Origin of the sequence: Hydrogenophaga sp. PML113 (assembly GCF_001777155.1) — a bacterium.
Lineage (GTDB): Bacteria > Pseudomonadota > Gammaproteobacteria > Burkholderiales > Burkholderiaceae_C > Hydrogenophaga > Hydrogenophaga borbori.
Genome location: NZ_MIYM01000004.1, coordinates 157,979 through 173,709, shown reverse-complemented (window position 1 = coordinate 173,709; position 15,731 = coordinate 157,979). Strand labels below are relative to the sequence as shown.

The window sequence follows — 15,731 nt, the reverse complement described above, 5'->3', positions numbered from 1 at the left end:
CGGTGTCACAGGCGCGCGCCGCGCCGCAGTCGCATGTCCAGCTTCAGTCGCCAATAGGCCAGGGTGTCCACCCAGGGCACGTGCAACTGGGGCCGCTCGCGCGAGGGGTTGCGCAGCGCGGGTTGGATCAGGTGTTGGTCGAACAGGCCCATCACGCGCTCGGGGTTGTAGAGCGGCGTGTAGCGGTCCCAGGAACCCGCGCGGACGGCGGCGGGGTCCAGCGATTCGATGCGGCGCACCAGGTCGTCGGCGTCGCGGTAGGGCCAGCCGGCGTCGCCCAGCACGTCCAGGTGGTGGCGGTGCTTGCTGCGCGCGTAGGTCAACACCGGCTTGTTGCGGACGGAGAACTCGCCGCAGGCCAGGCCGAAGGACTCGCCCTGCAGGCGCGCGTGCAGCATGGCGTCGCAGCTGTTGATGAAGCGCGTCTTGAACACCAGGTCGCTGGTGCCGGGCAGGAAGCGGGCGCGCGGGTGGTCGACGAAGGGCTCGATGTTGAGGAAGAGGAACCAGGTGTCGTCGCGCGTGGCCAGCACGCGCTTCACCGCCTCGATGGCCGCCGGCACGTCGAAGCTGTGCGCGCCGCCGTGGCAGCCCAGCACCTTGGCTTTCGTGGGAATGCCCAGTTCGGCGCGCAGGTCGCTGTCCTCGGCGGGCAGGCTCACGATGTGCGGCACGGCCGGGATGCGGCCGGCGCTGCAGCGCCGGCTCAGCCACTCGGAGATGAAGGCGTAGGACGCGCCATGCATCTGGCGCGGGTGCGTGGGGAAGACCGCGTGCACCATGGTGGGCACCGTGTGCGACATCAGGCCATCGTTCTTGCCCGATTTGATCGCGTACAGCAGTTGCGCGCCGTGGCGCTGCAGCAGGCCGTCGAGTTCGCCGCGATCGCGGTACGCGGCCACCTCGAAGCGCGCGCGGAACTTGGCGATCGCCTGCCCGTCGTTGCCCGGGTGGGTGGCGTCGTGCAGGATCACGGCGCGGTGGCCCAGCACCGCCTCGGCACCGACCGCGTAGTCGTACAGGGCCACCTCGGTGCCGCGCAGCGAGATCTGGTTGGAATGGAAGGCGATGGTGAGGCGGGTCATGCGGACACCGGCGCGCGCCGCGCGCGCAGGCTGGCCATGGTGAGCGCGCTCATGAGAATGAGGCAATGGTTCTCGGTCGACAACCAGAACGAGCTGTGCGAGAGGCAGGCCGCCGCCAGCGTGGCCACGAAGGCCAGGGAGAAGGCGCGCCGCGGCAGGTCGTGCCGCCAGCCCTCGCGCGCGATGGCGGCGATGAACCACAGGAACAGCAGCAGGCCGATGGCGCCCTGTTCGACCAGGAAGAAGAGAAACTGGTTGTGCGGGTGCGGGCACACCACCGAGCACCACTCGGTGCTGGTGAAGTGCTGCTTGGCCAGTACGGGATAGGACGCGGTGCCGTGGCCGAACACCGGGGCCTGGAGCGAGGCGTCGAGGGCGAAGCGGGCCATCTCGACGCGCGCGCCGGTGGAGGTGACCACGGCGCCGGGGGTGTTGTCCAACTGAGCGGTGCGCATGTCTCGCCACGCATTGGCCACTCGTTCCTGGAACACTGGAGAGGTGGCGAAAACCAACGCCCCCACGGCCACCAGGCCCACCACGGCGCCGAGAACGGCGCGCCTGGAGTGCGCGAAGGCCAGTGTGACGGCGAACACGCCACTGGACGCAGCCCAGGCAAGGTAGCCCGTACGACCCTCGGACAGGAAGAGGATGGAACCGGTGGCGAGCACCCAGAGTGCGCCGGCGAGCCACCGCCACACGGTTTTGCTGGAGGTGATGGCGACCAGGGCAGCGATCGTGGCGAACACCGTCATCATCAAGCCTTGCGAGATGTGGTCTTTGAACACCGTGTGGTCATTGACCCGTCCGAAGCGGCTGGCGCGCGTCCAGGGAATCTCTATCCACACGCTGAGCCACGTGACCGCCAGTGTGAACAGCAGGGCCAGCATGAAGGCGTGCCAGCAGCGCCGGCGGGTGGCCGGGTCCTGCAGCAGCGCGATGAACATCGGCACCATCAGGAATTTCAGGTACTTCTGCACGGCGCCCAAAACCCCCTGGGGGTCGGCCGGCGACCAGGCCACGGCGATCACGATCCAGGCGAACAGCGCGAGCGCGGGCGCAGCCAGCGGATTGCGCAGGGCCTCGCGCAGCTCGGCGCGCGCCGGCGCGCCGGCGAGCGAGAGCAGCCACAGCAGCAGGGTCAGCAGCAGGGCCACGTTGGCCAGGGCCACGGACATGGGGAAGGCCAGGAAGCACAGCACCAGGGTGGCGCGGGCGCCAGTGGAACAGGCGTGGGTGAAGCTCATGGGAGGGTGTCGTCGGGCCGCTCGTAGGCCGTGGTGAGGTGGGTCCAGTCGGCTTCGTCCCAGTGGTACGGGTGCACGCGCGTCGCTTCCTTGCGCAGCGAGCGATGCAGCCGCGCGAGGTTGTCCGCTTTCCAGGCGTCGCCCGGGCGCACGGCGCATTTGTCGAAGTCGACCACCCAGGCACGGCCAGGCGCGTCGAGCAGCAGGTTGTGGGCGTTGAGGTCGGCGTGGAAGACCTGTCGGTCGTGCAGGGCGCGAATGGCGCGGCCCAGGGCCGCCCAGTCCGCTGGCGTGGGGCGCGCGGACTGCAGTCGCTGCACGAGGTTGCGGCTGCCCGGGATCAGGCCGACCGCAATGTCGGCGCTGTAGACCAGCCCGTGGGAGCGGTGGCGCGCGAGCGCGGCCTCGGGCACGGGCAGCCGCCAGGACCGCAGCAGGCGCAGCAGCGCGAATTCGCGCATGGCGCGGCTGCGGTGCGCGGGCTCGCGCAGGAAGCGGTCTTCGCTCAGGCGGGCCATGAGGCCGCCGCGCCGGTAGTGGCGCAGCACCAGGCCCTGGCCCTGGTGCTGCACGAGCCGCGCCTGGCCGCGGCCGCTGCCGGTGGCCAGGTGTTCGGCGGGCGCCTCGGCCTCGAACAGGTGGGGCGCGTCGGTCGCGTCGACGCGGCGCGGGTCGTGCCACAGCGTGTCGCCACCTTGCGCGGTGACCCGCACCGGTCCGAGCGCCGAGCCGTCGACATCGCCCAGCCGCGCGCGCAGGTGGGCCTGGGTGCGCCGCGCCGCGCCGCGGTGGGCGTCGATGAGGCCGCGCGCCGCCGCGCCGCGCGCGGCCCAGGCGGCGGGGTCGCGCAGGGCCTCGTCCACCGCGCGCTCCAGCGTGGCCGCGTCGTGCACCGCCAGCCCGGCGCCAGCGGCCTGGGCGTCGGCGAACAGGGTGGGCGCGTTGGTGGTGTGCGGGCCGAACAGGAAGGCCTGGCCCAGGGCCATGGGCTCCAGCGGGTTGTGGCCGCCCACGGGCGCCAGCGTGCCGCCGACGAAGCACAGGCTGGCGTGGCGGTACCAGTGCATCAACTCGCCCATGGTGTCGGCCAGCAGCACGCTGGTCTGCGGCTCCACGGCGTCGCCCGCGCTGCGGCGCGCGAAGGCCAGGCCGCGGCGCCGCAGCTCGGCCGCCACGGCGTCGAAGCGCTGCGGGTGGCGCGGCACGAGCACGAGCAGGGCGTCGGGGTGGCGCTCGCGCAGGCCGCGCCAGGTGTCGAGCCAGGCGGCTTCGTCGCCTTCGTGCGTGCTGCCGGCGACCACCAGGCGACGCGATCGCAGTTCGGGCGGCAGGGCCTGCGCCTGCGCGGGCGGGGCGGCGTCGAACTTGAGGTTGCCCGTGAGCGCCAGCCGCTGCGCCGGCACGCCCAGCGCGCGCAAGCGCTCGGCCGAGGCCCCGTCGGCGGCGGCCACGTCGAGCCGGGGCCAGGCGTGCCGCATCAGACCCGGCCAGCGGCTGTAGGTGCGCGCGGACGCCTCGGACAGGCGCGCGTTGGCCAGCAGCACCGGCAGCGCCCGCTCGGCGCATTCGAACAGCCACTGCGGCCACAGCTCGCGCTCCACCAGCACCAGGGCCTGCGGCTGCAGCCGGTCGAGAAAGCGGCGCACCGCGCCCGGCGTGTCCAGCGGCGCGAAGCGGTGCGCGATGCGATCGCCCCAGGCGGCGCGCAGCGCGGCCGCGCCCGTGGGCGTCTGCGTGGTGACGGTGAGGGCGTGCGCGGGCCAGTCGCGCAGCAGGGCCTCGATCAGCGGCCGCGCGGCCTGCACCTCGCCGACCGAGGCCGCGTGCAGCCACAGGCCGCCGAAGCGCCCGGGGTCGATGGGGAGGTGGCCCAGGCGTTCACCCAGGCGCTCGCGGTAGCCGGGTTCGCGCCGGCCGCGCCACCACAACCAGCCCAGCAGCCAGGGCGCGAGCGCGCGGCTCAGGCCCCGGTAGGCCCTCAGCGTCGCGGTGGCGCGCGGCGGGTTCAACGCCAGTGTTCGGCCACCCATGGCGTGGGCAGCACGCGTCGGTACCACTTGCCGCTCACGCCGGCGATGGCGTCGGGCGGGTTGGGTTTGCCATGGAAGGCGATGATTCGGGCGCCCGGCGGGATCTCGGGCGGCTTGAACCAGCCCATGAGGCCGCGCTGCATGCAGTGGCGCTTGAAACTCACGCACCAGCCCTCGGGCCAGAAGCTCACCTTGCCCTGGCGGCCCAGGTAGCCGGTGATGTACTCCTGCTCGTTGCGCACGTCGGCGATGGACTGGGGGTAGCCCGTCTTCAGGTGCTCCAGCGCGTCGGTGTGGGCGCCGATGGTGTAGAGGTAGCACGAGGTATTGCCCGTGCCGTCCGTCTTGTCCCATTCCTTGATCACGACGAACTCGCCGGGCTGATCGAAGAAAGGGTCGAGGCTGTCGACGATGACGATGTCCAGGTCCAGGAACAGGGTGCGGCCGCTGAGGTCGTACAGCGGGTCGGCGAAGCTGGTGAGCTTGAGCCAGCCGTGGCCGAAGGTCCAGGGCTTGCGCTGGTCGAACTGATCGAAGCCCACGGCGGGAATCGGCTTGACCTCGATGCCCGAGTGGATGCCGGTGGCGTCGTCGGTGAGGCAGACGAAGCGGAAGGGCCGGCTCAGATGGCGCGACACCATGCTGTGGAGCTTGTTGACGTATTCAGGGCCGTACTTGCGGCCCCATTTGATGCACAGCACGTTGACGGCTTGCACGTCATCTCCTGCAGGGTGAAAAACGGGCCCGCCCGGTTGGGGCCGGGCGGGTGGGCAATCGGGGGAGTGTATCGGCTCCAGGGTGGGCGGCTCGCACGCCGCCCACCCGGTGGGACCGGTGCTCAGCGCGCCAGCAAGGCGTCGACCGCCTGCAGGTCGGCGGGCGTGAGCTCGCCGCTGGCCTGGCGCAGGCGCAGGCTGCCCAGCAGCACGTTGTAGCGGGCCTGGGCCAGGTCGCGCTTGGTCTGGTAGAGCTGGCTCTGGGCGTTGAGCACGTCGATGTTGATGCGCACGCCCACCTGGTAGCCCAGCTGGTTGGCTTCGAGCGCGCTCTGGCTGGAGGTCTCGGCCGCTTCCAGCGCCTTCACCTGGCCCTGGCCCGAGACCAGGCCGAGGAAGGCGCTGCGCGTGCGCAGGTCCACCGTGCGGCGGGCGGCGTCGAGGTCGGCGCGGGCCTTCTCCTCCAGCGCCAGGGTCTGCTTCACGCGGTTCTGGATGGAGTAGCCCGCGAACAGCGGCATGTTGAACTGCACGCCCACGCTGGCGTTGTTGTTGCGCACGTTGCCCGGAATGCCCTGCACGCCGGACGGCGCGCGCGCCACCTGGTACTGGCCCACCAGGTCTACCGTGGGCTTGTGGCCGGCCTCGGCGCGCTGCGTTTCAAGCTTGGCGATCTCCAGGTTGCGCTGCGCGCTCAGGATCACCGGGTGCCGGTCGCCCGCGCGGTCCAGCCAGGCCTGCGGCGTGGCGGGCTCCAGCGGCGGCAGGTCCACCGGCGTGGCCAGGGGCAGGGGCGTCACACCGCTGCGGCCCACCAGCTGGTCGAGCGCGAGCTTCTTCACCCGCAGGTCGTTCTCGGCCGCGATCTCCTGGGCGATCACCAGGTCGAAACGGGCCTGGGCCTCGCGCGCGTCGGTCACGGTGGCGGTGCCGACCTCGAAGTTGCGCCGCGCGGCGGCGAGCTGCTGTTCCACCGCGGTCTTTTGCGCGCGCACGAAGGTGAGCGTGTCCTGGGCGGCGAGCACGTCGAAATAGGCCTGCGCGGCGCGCACGATCAGGTCCTGCTCGGCTTGCACGAGCTGGGCCTGCGCGATGTCCTTGGACAGGATGGCCTGGTCGTTGGCGAGCTTGTTGGCCGGCCGGTACAGCGGCTGGCTGGCCGACAGCGTCACGTTCTGGCTGTTGCTGGTGCCGTCGAGCAGCTTGTTGCTGCTGTCGCGGTTCGCCCAGCTGGCGCCCGCGCCCAGGCCGACCTGGGGCAGCAGGCCGGCGCGCGCCTGGTCGGCCTGGGCCAGGTTGGCCTCGTACAGCGAGCGCGCGGCCAGGTAGGTGGCGTCGAAGCCGCGCGCGGCCTCGAACAGCTGGACCAGGCTCTGGGCCTGCGCGCCGGACGCCGCCCCCAGCGCCAGGAGCGCGGCAACCGCCAAGGGACGAAGGGGAACAGCAACAGTCATGGGTAGCTCCTCAGAGACGACGGTCCGGGGGCACCGCGGAACCGGCTTTGCTGGGCCGCAGGTGCCGTCCCCCTCCCGCCGAAGGCGAGAGAGGGGGAAGCCGCGAAGCGGCGCAGGGGGTGCTTCATATCAGTAGCGTGGGATCGACAGGTCGCGTTCGCGCGACCACAGGTCGATGCCGCCGTGCACGTTGACCACGCGCGTGTAGCCCTGGTCTTGCAGGAAGCGGGCCACCTGGGCGCTGCGCCCGCCGTGGTGGCACAGGCAGGCGATGGGGCGGTCGCGGTCCAGCTCGGCCAGGCGCGCGGGCACGCTGCGCATGGGCATGGCCAGCAGTTCGTAGCCCGGGCCGGGCGGCACGCTCGCGGTCTGCAGTTCCCAGGGCTCGCGCACGTCGAGCAGCAGGGGCGCGGCGGCGCCGTCCGCGGTTTCCTGGCGCAGCCAGTCGTCGAGCTGGGAGGGGGTGATGGCTTGCATGCGGTGGCGCCGGTTCAGAAGCGGAAGCGCGATGGCTCGGGGAAGTGGCGCAGGCGCGGCGCGAGGGTGTCCCAAGGCTGGGCGCTGCGGTAGTCGGCCTCGCCGGCGCGGGTGATGAAGGTGGCGCGCATCACGGGCTCGTCGCCCACGATGGCGGCGAGGCGCCCGCCCGGCGCCAGCAGGCCCAGCAGGGCGGGCGGCACCTCGGCCAGCGAGCCGCCGAGCAGGATGGCGTCGTAAGGCCCGTCGGCGCGGCAGGCGGCGAAGCCGTTCGCCGCAGCGTCGGCCTGGCGCACCTCGACGTTGGTGACGCCGGCCTGCATCAGGCGGGTGCGGGCCTGCGAGGCCAGCGCGGGCTCGATCTCCAGCGACAGCACGCGCTGCGCCAGGCTGGCCATGAGGGCGGCGGTGTAGCCGCTGCCGGTGCCGATCTCCAGCACCTTGTCGGTGGGCTTGAGGGCCAGGTCCTGCACCAAGCGGGCCTGCACGCGCGGTGCCAGCATGCACTGGCCATCGACCGCGGGCTGGGTCAGGGGCAGTTCCATGTCGGTGAACGCCAGGGCCCGGTGGGCGGCGGGGGCGAAGTCCTCGCGGCGCACCCGGCCCAGCAGCTCGAGCACGCGGCCATCGAGCACCTCCCAGGGGCGGATCTGCTGCTCGATCATGTTGAAGCGGGCCTGTTCGAGGCTGTTCGCGGTGGTCATCTCATTTCTCCAATGGGGTCGGCACAACCGGTGGATTTTAGGAGGCGCCCTATGGCGCACTGTCCTGCGGGGGCGTGGCGGCGGGCGGCAGCCCGGCCTTTCGGCGCAGCCAGGCGGCCAGGTCGTCGAGGTAGCCGTAGACCACCGGCACCACCACCAGCGTGAGCAGCGAGGAGGTGATGACGCCGCCGATCACGGCCTGGCCCATGGGCGCGCGCTGCTCCGAGCCTTCGGTGAGCGCGAAGGCCAGCGGCACCATGCCGAAGACCATGGCCAGGGTGGTCATGAGGATGGGGCGCAGCCGCACCTTGGCCGCCAGCAGCAGGGCTTCGTCGCGCGGCAGCGGCGGGCCGCCGGCGCGGCCCTCGCGCGCGCGGATGGCGAAGTCCACCAGCAGGATGGCGTTCTTGGTCACCAGGCCCATGAGCAGCACGATGCCGATGATGGAGAACATGCTCATGGTGGAGCCGAACATGAGCAGCGCCAGCACCACGCCGATCAGCGTGAGCGGCAGCGAGGTCATGAGCGAGAGCGGCTGCAGGAAGCTCTGGAACTGGCTGGCCAGGATCATGTAGATGAAGATGATGGCCAGCGCCAGCGCCGACAGCGCGTAGCCGAAGGACTCCTTCATGTTCTTGGTGGAGCCGCTGAACTCGGTGCGGTAGCCCGGCGGCAGGGCGATGCCGTCGACCACGCGCTGGATCTCGGCCGACACCTCGCCGGCCGAGCGGCCGTAGACGTTGGCGCTGAAGGACACCTCGCGGTTGAGGTTGCGGCGGTTGATCTGGTTCGGACCGGTGCCTTCCACGATGTCGGCCACCTGCGCCAGCGGCACGGTGCGCACGCTGCCGTCGGCCGCGTTGCCCACGCTGAGCGGCAGCTGCAGCAGGTCCTGCGTGCGCTGGCGCTGCGGCGGGGGCAGGCGCACCACTACGTCGTAGGTCTCGCCGTTCTGGGCGCGCCAGTTGCCAACGGTGGTGCCGGCCACCAGGGTGCGCAGGCTGTTGCCGATGGCCTTGGTGGACAGGCCGAGGTCGGAGGCCAGGTCGCGCCTGAGCACCACGTCCACCGTGGGCTTGTCGGGCTTGAGGCTGGAGTCCAGGTCCACCAGGCCGACGATGGGCCGCAGCCGCTCGGTGATCAGCGCGCTCAGGCGCTCCAGCTCGTCGAGGTCGTCGCCCTGCAGCGAAAACTCGATCTGCTTGCCGCCGCCCACGGCGTCGAGCAGGCCGGCGTGCGTGACGGTGATGCCGGGCACCGCGCGCAGCCGGTCGCGCAGCAGGGCCGACATGGCGTCGGCGCTGAGCGTGCGGTCCTTGCGGTCCACCAGGCGCACGTAGGTGCTGGCGTACATCGAGCCCTGCGCGTTGCCGGTGTTGATGGTGGTGAGCGTGTACCGCACCTCGGGGAAGGTGCGCAGGACGGCCTCGACCTCGCGCGCCTTGGCCTCGGTGGCGGGCAGGGAGCTGCCTACTGGCGTGTGGTAGCTGACCGAGGTCTCGGAGAAGTCCGCCTTGGGCACGAACTCGGTGCCCAGCAGCGGCAGCAGGGCCAGGCTGGCGACGAAGGTGGCCAGGGCCAGGGCCAGCGTGGCCAGCTTGTGCCGCAGCGACCAGCGCAGCGCGGCCTGGTAGCCGTCGGCGAGGTCGTCCTGGAAGCGGTCGAACCAGTGCGTCACGCGGCCCAGGGTGCGGTCGTAGAGCGAGCGGCCAGGCGGCTGGCCGTGCGTGTCGATGGCCGGGTCGTGCCACACCGAGGACAGCATCGGGTCCAGCGTGAAGCTCACGAACATGGAGATCAGCACGGCCGCGACCATGGTGATGCCGAACTCGTGGAAGAACTTGCCGATGATGCCGCCCATGAAGCCGATGGGCAGGAACACCGCCACGATGGACAGCGTGGTGGCCAGCACCGCCAGGCCGATCTCCTGCGTGCCTTCCATGGCGGCCTGGTAGGGCGTCTTGCCCATCTGCACGTGGCGCACGATGTTCTCGCGCACCACGATGGCGTCGTCGATCAGCAGGCCCACCGAGAGCGTGAGCGCCATCAGCGTGATCATGTTGATCGTGAAGCCCAACGCGTTCATCACGAAGAAGGTGCCGATGATGGCGATGGGCAGGGTGAGCCCGGTGATGACCGTTGAGCGCCAGGAGTTGAGGAACAGGAAGACGATCAGCACGGTGAGGATGGCGCCCTCGATCAGCGTCTGGCGCACGTTCTGCACCGACACGCGGATCGGTCGCGCGCCATCGGCGATGGGCTCCAGCCGTACGCCGGGCGGCAGCTCGGGCTTGACCGCGGTCAGTGCCGCGTTCAGGCCGTCGACCACCGCGATGGTGTTCTCGTCCTGCGCCTTCTGCACCTGCAGCAACAAGGTGCGCTGGCCGTTGTAGAGCGACAGGCTCTCGACTTCCTGGGTGCCGTCGCTCACGCGCGCCACCTGGCCCAGCTTGATGGGCAGGCCGCCGCGGCGGGCGACGATGATGTCGTCGAAATCGCGCGGGTTGGCCAGGCGCGAGAGCACCTGCACCACGCGCTCGGACTCGCCGGTCTTGAGCGTGCCCACGGGCAGGTCCTGGTTTTCGCTGAGGACGGCGGCGTTGATCTGCTCGGTGGTCACGCCCATCGCCCGCATGGCGGCCGGGTCGAGTTCGATGTTGATGGCGCGCCGCGTGGCGCCCACCAGCGTGACCGAGCCCACGCCGCGCACGTTCTCCAGCCGCTTCTTGAGCACCTGGTCGGCCCAGGTGGACAGCTCCACGGCCGACATCGCGCGGCCGTCCACCGCCTCGGGCACCACGGCCACCGACCAGATGGAGCGGCTGGCGGGGTCGAAGCGCAGCACGCGCGGCTCGTCCACCTCGTCGCGCAGCAGCGGGCGCAGGATGCCGATCTTCTCGCGCACGTCGTCGGCGGCCTTGCGGCCATCCACGGTGAGCTGGAACTCGATGATCACCACCGAGTTGCCTTCGTAGCTGCGCGAGGTGAGGCTGTTCACGCCCGCGATGGCGTTGACGGCTTCCTCGACCTTCTTGGTCACCTCGGACTCGACGATCTCGGGCGAGGCGCCGGGGTAGGTGGTGGTGACCACCACGACCGGAAAGTCGATGTTGGGGAACTGGTCCACCTGCAGGCGCTGCAGGGAGAACGCGCCCAGCACCACGAAGGCCAGCATGACCATGGTGGCGAAGACCGGGTTGCGCAGCGAGACCTGGGTGAACCACATGGCGTGTCGCGCTCCCGGGGCTCAGGGCTTGGCCGCGGCGGCCAGGTTCACGCGCGTGCCGTCGCGGATGGCGCCGGCCGTGGCCGCCAGCACGGTGTCGCCCTCGGCCAGGGCGGGCACCGCCTGGTGGGGCACGCCGTCCACGCTGCCCGTGGGCGCGGGCGTCAGGGCCACGTGCTTGACCACGCCGTCGCGCAGCACCTGCACGTAGGGCTCGGGCCGGTCGTTGCGGATGGCCGACACCGGCACGGCCGGGGCCTCGACCGTGCCGGCCACGATCCCGCCGCGCGCGAACAGGCCCTGGCGCATGCCCGGCTGGGCGGTCAGCCGCAGGTAGACCAGCACGCTGCGGCTGCCGGCCTGCACGCTGGGGTTGATGCGCGCCACCGCGGCGTTCACCGGTTCGGGCAGGCCCTCCACCACCAGGCGCGCGCGCTGGCCCGGGGCGATGCGCGCGGCGTCGGCCGGGCTCAGCGCGGCCTCTACCTCAAAGGCCGAGAGGTCCACCACCTCGAGCACGCGGGTGTCGACGCCCACGCGCTCGCCGTTGCGCACCGGCCGGCTGGCGATCTGGCCGGCGATGGGCGAGCGCAGCACCGTGTCGGCGAGCGATTTGCGTGCGATGTCCAGCGCGGCCATGGCCGCGCGGTGGTTGGCCTCGGCCGCGGCCAGGTTGGCCTGCGAGGTGTCCAGCGCGGTGGCCGAGATGAAGCCCTGCTGCACCAGGGCCTGGTTGTTGTTCTGGTTGCGCTGCGCGATGCGCACCTGCGCCAGCGCCGACTCGGCCTGCTGCTCGGCCTGTCGCACGCGCGCCTGCGGCTCGGTCGGGTCGATGCGCGCGACCACCTCGTTGGCGGCCACGCTGTCGCCCTCGCGCTTGTTCAGGCCTTGCAGCTCGCCGGCCACGCGCGCCTTGATGGCCACGGTTTGCACCGCCACCAGCGAACCTGAGACCTCGGCCGTTTGCTGCAGCGCGAGGCGGCGCACCGTGAACACGTCGCGCGCGGCGACCTCGTAGACCGGCGCGGTCTGCAGGGCCTGGGCGGCGGCGTTCGCCTGCGCGGCCTGGGCGCTGCGCTTGTGCAGCGCGCGCACCACGCCCAAGGCCAGCGCGGCCACGGCCAGCCCGGCCAGGGCCCAGTAGAGGGTCTTTCGCAGACGGGAGGTGGTCATGGGGAAACCTTCGCGCGGCGCGCTGTGGTGCGGGCCCTTTTGGGCGGTCGTGCGGGGCTCATCGCGGGCGTTTGAGCATGCCGCTCAGGATCAGGTCGACCTGGGTGTCGATGAAGGTCAGGGGATCGATCTGCTGCGAGGGCGGGGCGCAGGGCGTCATGGCGTGTTTCCACATGAGCAGGAAGATCATGGGCGCGATCAGGCTGTAGACCGCGTAGTCGAGCGGCATCTCGCGGAAGTCGCCGCGGTCGATGCCGCGCTGCAGGATGCGCTTGATCAGCTCGTGGCCCGGGGCGACCACCTCGTTCTGGTAGAAGCTGGCGATCTCGGGGAAGGTGCCCGCCTCGGCCATGACGAGCTTGGTGATGCCCGACGCGGGCGTCATGCCCACGCGCTCCCACCAGGTGTGCATGGCGTAGCGCACCAGCTCCACGCTGTCGCCCTGGAACTCGGCCAACTCGTTCGACCATTCCGGAAAGCGGCCCGCGACGGTTTCGCGCACCACGGCCTTGAACAGGTCTTCCTTGCTGGGGAAATACAGGAACAGCGTGCCCTTGGACACCCCGGCGCGCGCGGCCACCTCCTCGACGCGCGTGGCGGCGAAGCCCTTCTCGACGAACAGGGCCAGGGCCGCCTCGATCAGCTCACCCGGGCGCGCTTCCTTGCGGCGGGCGCGGCGCGGGACCTCGGCGGGCGGTGACGGGGGGGGGGCGGGCATGGGGCGCTAGTTACTGACCGATGGGTTATTAATATACCCCAGCCGCCCATGCGGCGTGCCGCCTGGGCCCAGTCGGGGCCGGCGCCAGCGCACGCCCGCCGGCGCGGGCTCAGCCCAGCTTGATGCCCACCCGCGTGATCCGGCTCGCGTCCATCTCGCGCACGCTGATTTCGGCCTTGCCCAGTTCCGCCACGTCGCCCACCACCGGCGGGCGGTGCAGTTCGTTGCGCAGCCACTGGCCCACCGTCTGGTCCGATTCGCCGGGTACCGGCAGCCCGTAGAAGCCGCACAGCCCCTCCAGCGGCGTGTTGGCGTCGAGCACGAAGTCGCCGAACACCAGGCGGGCTTCTTCGGTGTCGTCCAGGTCCGGCAGGGCCACGTGGGCGCGGCGCGCCGCCAGGCCGATGGTGGAGCCCTGCAGCAGCAGGGACGTGAGCACCACCACGAAGGCGACGTCCAGGAACCCGTGCGCGCCGGGCACGCCGGCCATCATGGGGAACACCGCCAGCACGATGGGCACCGCGCCGCGCAGGCCCACCCAGGCGATGAAGCCGATTTCGTGCGGCGAGAAGTGAAAAGGCCTGAGGCACAGCCACACCGCCACCGGCCGTGCCACCAGCATCAGCACCAGCGACACGCCCAGGGCCGGCAGCAAGGTGTCCATCATTTCGCTGGGCGACACCAGCAGGCCCAGCAGCAGGAACATGCCGGCCTGCGCCAGCCAGGCGTAGCCGTCCATGGCCGAGAGCGAGGAGCGCACCAGCCGGCGCGCGCGGTTGCCCGCCACCACGCCCATGGCGTAGACCGCCAGGAAGCCCGAGCCGCCCAGCCAGGTGGTGAGCGCGAACACCGCCAGCCCACCCGAGACGATGAGCAGGGCGCGGATGCCGCCGCCGCCGTCGGCGCCGCGCCCCAGGCGCTTGAGCAGCTCGGCCAGGCCCCAGCCGCTGCCCAGGCCCATGGCCGCGCCCCAGCCAAACTGCAGCAGCAGCGACCAGGCGATGCCGCCCAGCGTGACCTCGTTCGCCACCGCGTTGCCCAGGGCCAGCGCCACGCCGATGAAGGCCAGGGTGAGGTAGACCGCCATCGGGTCGTTCATGCCCGACTCGATCTCCAGCGTGGCGGCCACGCGCTCGTTGAGCCGAACGCCGGACGACTTCAGCAGCGCAAATACCGCCGCCGCATCGGTGGAGCCCACGATGGCGCCCACCAGCAGGGCCATGGGCCAGGACAGGGCCAGCAGCCAATGAGCCGCCGCGCCGGTGATGGCCGCGGACACCAGCACGCCCACCGTGGCGAGCAGCATGGAGGGCCTCAGGCCGGTGCGGAAGGTGGCCAGTTCGGTGCGCAGCCCGCCGTCCAGCAGGATCACGGCGAGCGCGACGTTGCCGACCCAGAAGGCCAGGCGGAAGTCGTTGAAGCTGAAACCGCCGGGCCCGTCCTTGCCGGCCAGCATGCCCGCGACCAGGAAGACCAGCAGCAGCGAGAAGCCGGCGCGCGTGGACACCACGCCGGCCAGCACGCTGACGAAGACCAGCGCGGCGGCGGCGAACAGCGGCAGGGAGAGGGCGTCGAGCAGGTGGTGCACGCCCGCACGCTAGCAGAAAGCGTGCACGCCGCTCAGCGGGTTGCACCGGGGCGCGCGGGCGCCCGGCTCAGGCGATTCAGTTGAACGCCGCGATGCCGGTGATCGCCCGGCCCAGGATCAGGGCGTGGATGTCGTGCGTGCCTTCGTAGGTGTTGACCACTTCGAGGTTGACCAGGTGGCGCGCCACGCCGAACTCGTCGCTGATGCCGTTGCCGCCCATCATGTCGCGCGCCAGGCGGGCGATGTCCAGGGCCTTGCCGCAGCTGTTGCGCTTGAGGATGGAGGTGAGCTCCACGGGCGCCGTCCCCTCGTCCTTGAGGCGGCCCAGGCGCAGGCAACCCTGCAGTCCCAGGCTGATCTCGGTCAGCATGTCGGCCAGCTTTTTCTGGATCAGCTGGTTGGCCGCGAGCGGGCGGCCGAACTGCTGGCGGTCCAGCACGTACTGGCGGGCGCGGAAGTAGCAGTCCTCGGCGGCGCCCAGCGCCCCCCAGGCGATGCCGTAGCGCGCGCTGTTCAGGCAGGTGAAGGGCCCCTTGAGGCCGCGCACCTCGGGGAAGGCGTTCTCTTCCGGCACGAAGACGTTGTCCATCACGATCTCACCGGTGATGGAGGCGCGCAGGCCCACCTTGCTGTGGATGGCGGGCGCGGACAGGCCCTTGGCGCCCTTTTCCAGGATGAAGCCGCGGATCGCGCCGTCGTCGTCTTTGGCCCAGACCACGAAGACATCGGCGATCGGGCTGTTGGTGATCCACATCTTGGCGCCCGACAGGCTGTAGCCGCCGGCCACCTTCTTGGCGCGCGTGACCATGCTGCCGGGGTCGGAGCCATGGTTGGGCTCGGTCAGGCCGAAGCAACCGATCCATTCGCCCGTGGCCAGCTTGGGCAGGTACTTCTGCTTCTGCGCCTCGGTTCCGAACTCGTTGATGGGCACCATCACCAGCGAGCTTTGCACGCTCATCATGGAACGGTAGCCCGAGTCGATGCGCTCGACCTCGCGCGCCACCAGGCCGTAGCAGACGTAGTTGAGCCCGGCGCCGCCGTAGGCCTCGGGGATGGTCACGCCCAGCAGGCCCAGGTCACCCATCTCGCGGAAGATGGCCGGGTCGGTGACTTCCTTGCGGAAAGCCTCGGTCACGCGCGGCAGCAGGCGTTCCTGGCAGTAGGCGTGGGCGGCGTCGCGCACGGCGCGCTCGTCCTCGGTGAGCTGGCCGTCGAACTGGAAGGGGTCTTCCCAGCTGAAGCTGGCTTTGGCTTTCTTGGGCGAGAGCATGTCCTGTCTCCGTGTGCGTTGGGGCAATCGAAGGATTGTCCGCCGT

The 15,731-nt window shown here is 71.2% G+C and carries 12 protein-coding genes; all 12 read right to left on the bottom strand.

Features of this window, described 5'->3' with window-relative positions; genetic code table 11:
• Positions 1 to 5: 5 nt before the first annotated feature.
• The 12 genes from BHU06_RS09265 to BHU06_RS09210 all read right to left on the bottom strand — a co-directional run bounded on the left by BHU06_RS09265 (position 6) and on the right by BHU06_RS09210 (position 15,685).
• On the bottom strand, positions 6 to 1,085 hold the full coding sequence (locus BHU06_RS09265) for a hypothetical protein (protein ID WP_070398891.1): 1,080 nt from the start codon (positions 1,083 to 1,085) through the stop codon (positions 6 to 8).
• Entirely contained in the window at positions 1,082 to 2,329 is a 1,248-nt protein-coding gene (locus BHU06_RS09260; RefSeq protein WP_070398890.1) for an O-antigen ligase, read from the bottom strand. Before BHU06_RS09260 ends, BHU06_RS09265 begins: the two co-directional genes overlap by 4 nt.
• On the bottom strand, positions 2,326 to 4,359 hold the full coding sequence (locus BHU06_RS09255) for a 3-deoxy-D-manno-octulosonic acid kinase (protein ID WP_083293136.1): 2,034 nt from the start codon (positions 4,357 to 4,359) through the stop codon (positions 2,326 to 2,328). Before BHU06_RS09255 ends, BHU06_RS09260 begins: the two co-directional genes overlap by 4 nt.
• A complete protein-coding gene (locus BHU06_RS09250; protein ID WP_070398889.1) occupies positions 4,335 to 5,075 on the bottom strand; it encodes a glycosyltransferase in 741 nt (246 codons plus the stop codon). The genes BHU06_RS09255 and BHU06_RS09250 overlap by 25 nt, the downstream gene beginning before the upstream one ends.
• A gap of 122 nt (positions 5,076 to 5,197) precedes the next feature.
• Positions 5,198 to 6,529 carry a TolC family outer membrane protein gene (locus BHU06_RS09245; RefSeq protein WP_070398888.1) on the bottom strand — a complete coding sequence of 444 codons (1,332 nt, stop codon included), beginning with the start codon at positions 6,527 to 6,529 and terminating at the stop codon, positions 5,198 to 5,200.
• Between the two features lie 129 nt (positions 6,530 to 6,658).
• Positions 6,659 to 7,006 (bottom strand): rhodanese-like domain-containing protein, encoded by a 348-nt coding sequence (locus tag BHU06_RS09240; RefSeq protein WP_070398887.1) that lies wholly within the window; start codon positions 7,004 to 7,006, stop codon positions 6,659 to 6,661.
• 14 nt (positions 7,007 to 7,020) lie between these two features.
• Positions 7,021 to 7,710 carry a protein-L-isoaspartate O-methyltransferase gene (locus tag BHU06_RS09235; RefSeq protein WP_070398886.1) on the bottom strand — a complete coding sequence of 230 codons (690 nt, stop codon included), beginning with the start codon at positions 7,708 to 7,710 and terminating at the stop codon, positions 7,021 to 7,023.
• Between the two features lie 49 nt (positions 7,711 to 7,759).
• Complete coding sequence (locus BHU06_RS09230; protein ID WP_070398885.1) at positions 7,760 to 10,936, bottom strand: efflux RND transporter permease subunit; 3,177 nt, start codon at positions 10,934 to 10,936, stop codon at positions 7,760 to 7,762.
• A gap of 21 nt (positions 10,937 to 10,957) precedes the next feature.
• A complete protein-coding gene (locus tag BHU06_RS09225; protein ID WP_139147024.1) occupies positions 10,958 to 12,109 on the bottom strand; it encodes an efflux RND transporter periplasmic adaptor subunit in 1,152 nt (383 codons plus the stop codon).
• Between the two features lie 58 nt (positions 12,110 to 12,167).
• Positions 12,168 to 12,827 (bottom strand): TetR/AcrR family transcriptional regulator, encoded by a 660-nt coding sequence (locus BHU06_RS09220; RefSeq protein ID WP_070398884.1) that lies wholly within the window; start codon positions 12,825 to 12,827, stop codon positions 12,168 to 12,170.
• 109 nt (positions 12,828 to 12,936) lie between these two features.
• Positions 12,937 to 14,415 (bottom strand): potassium/proton antiporter, encoded by a 1,479-nt coding sequence (locus BHU06_RS09215; RefSeq protein WP_070398883.1) that lies wholly within the window; start codon positions 14,413 to 14,415, stop codon positions 12,937 to 12,939.
• 76 nt (positions 14,416 to 14,491) lie between these two features.
• Positions 14,492 to 15,685: an acyl-CoA dehydrogenase gene (locus tag BHU06_RS09210; protein WP_070398882.1), complete on the bottom strand. Its 1,194-nt coding sequence runs from the start codon at positions 15,683 to 15,685 to the stop codon at positions 14,492 to 14,494.
• Between the last annotated feature and the right edge of the window lie 46 nt (positions 15,686 to 15,731).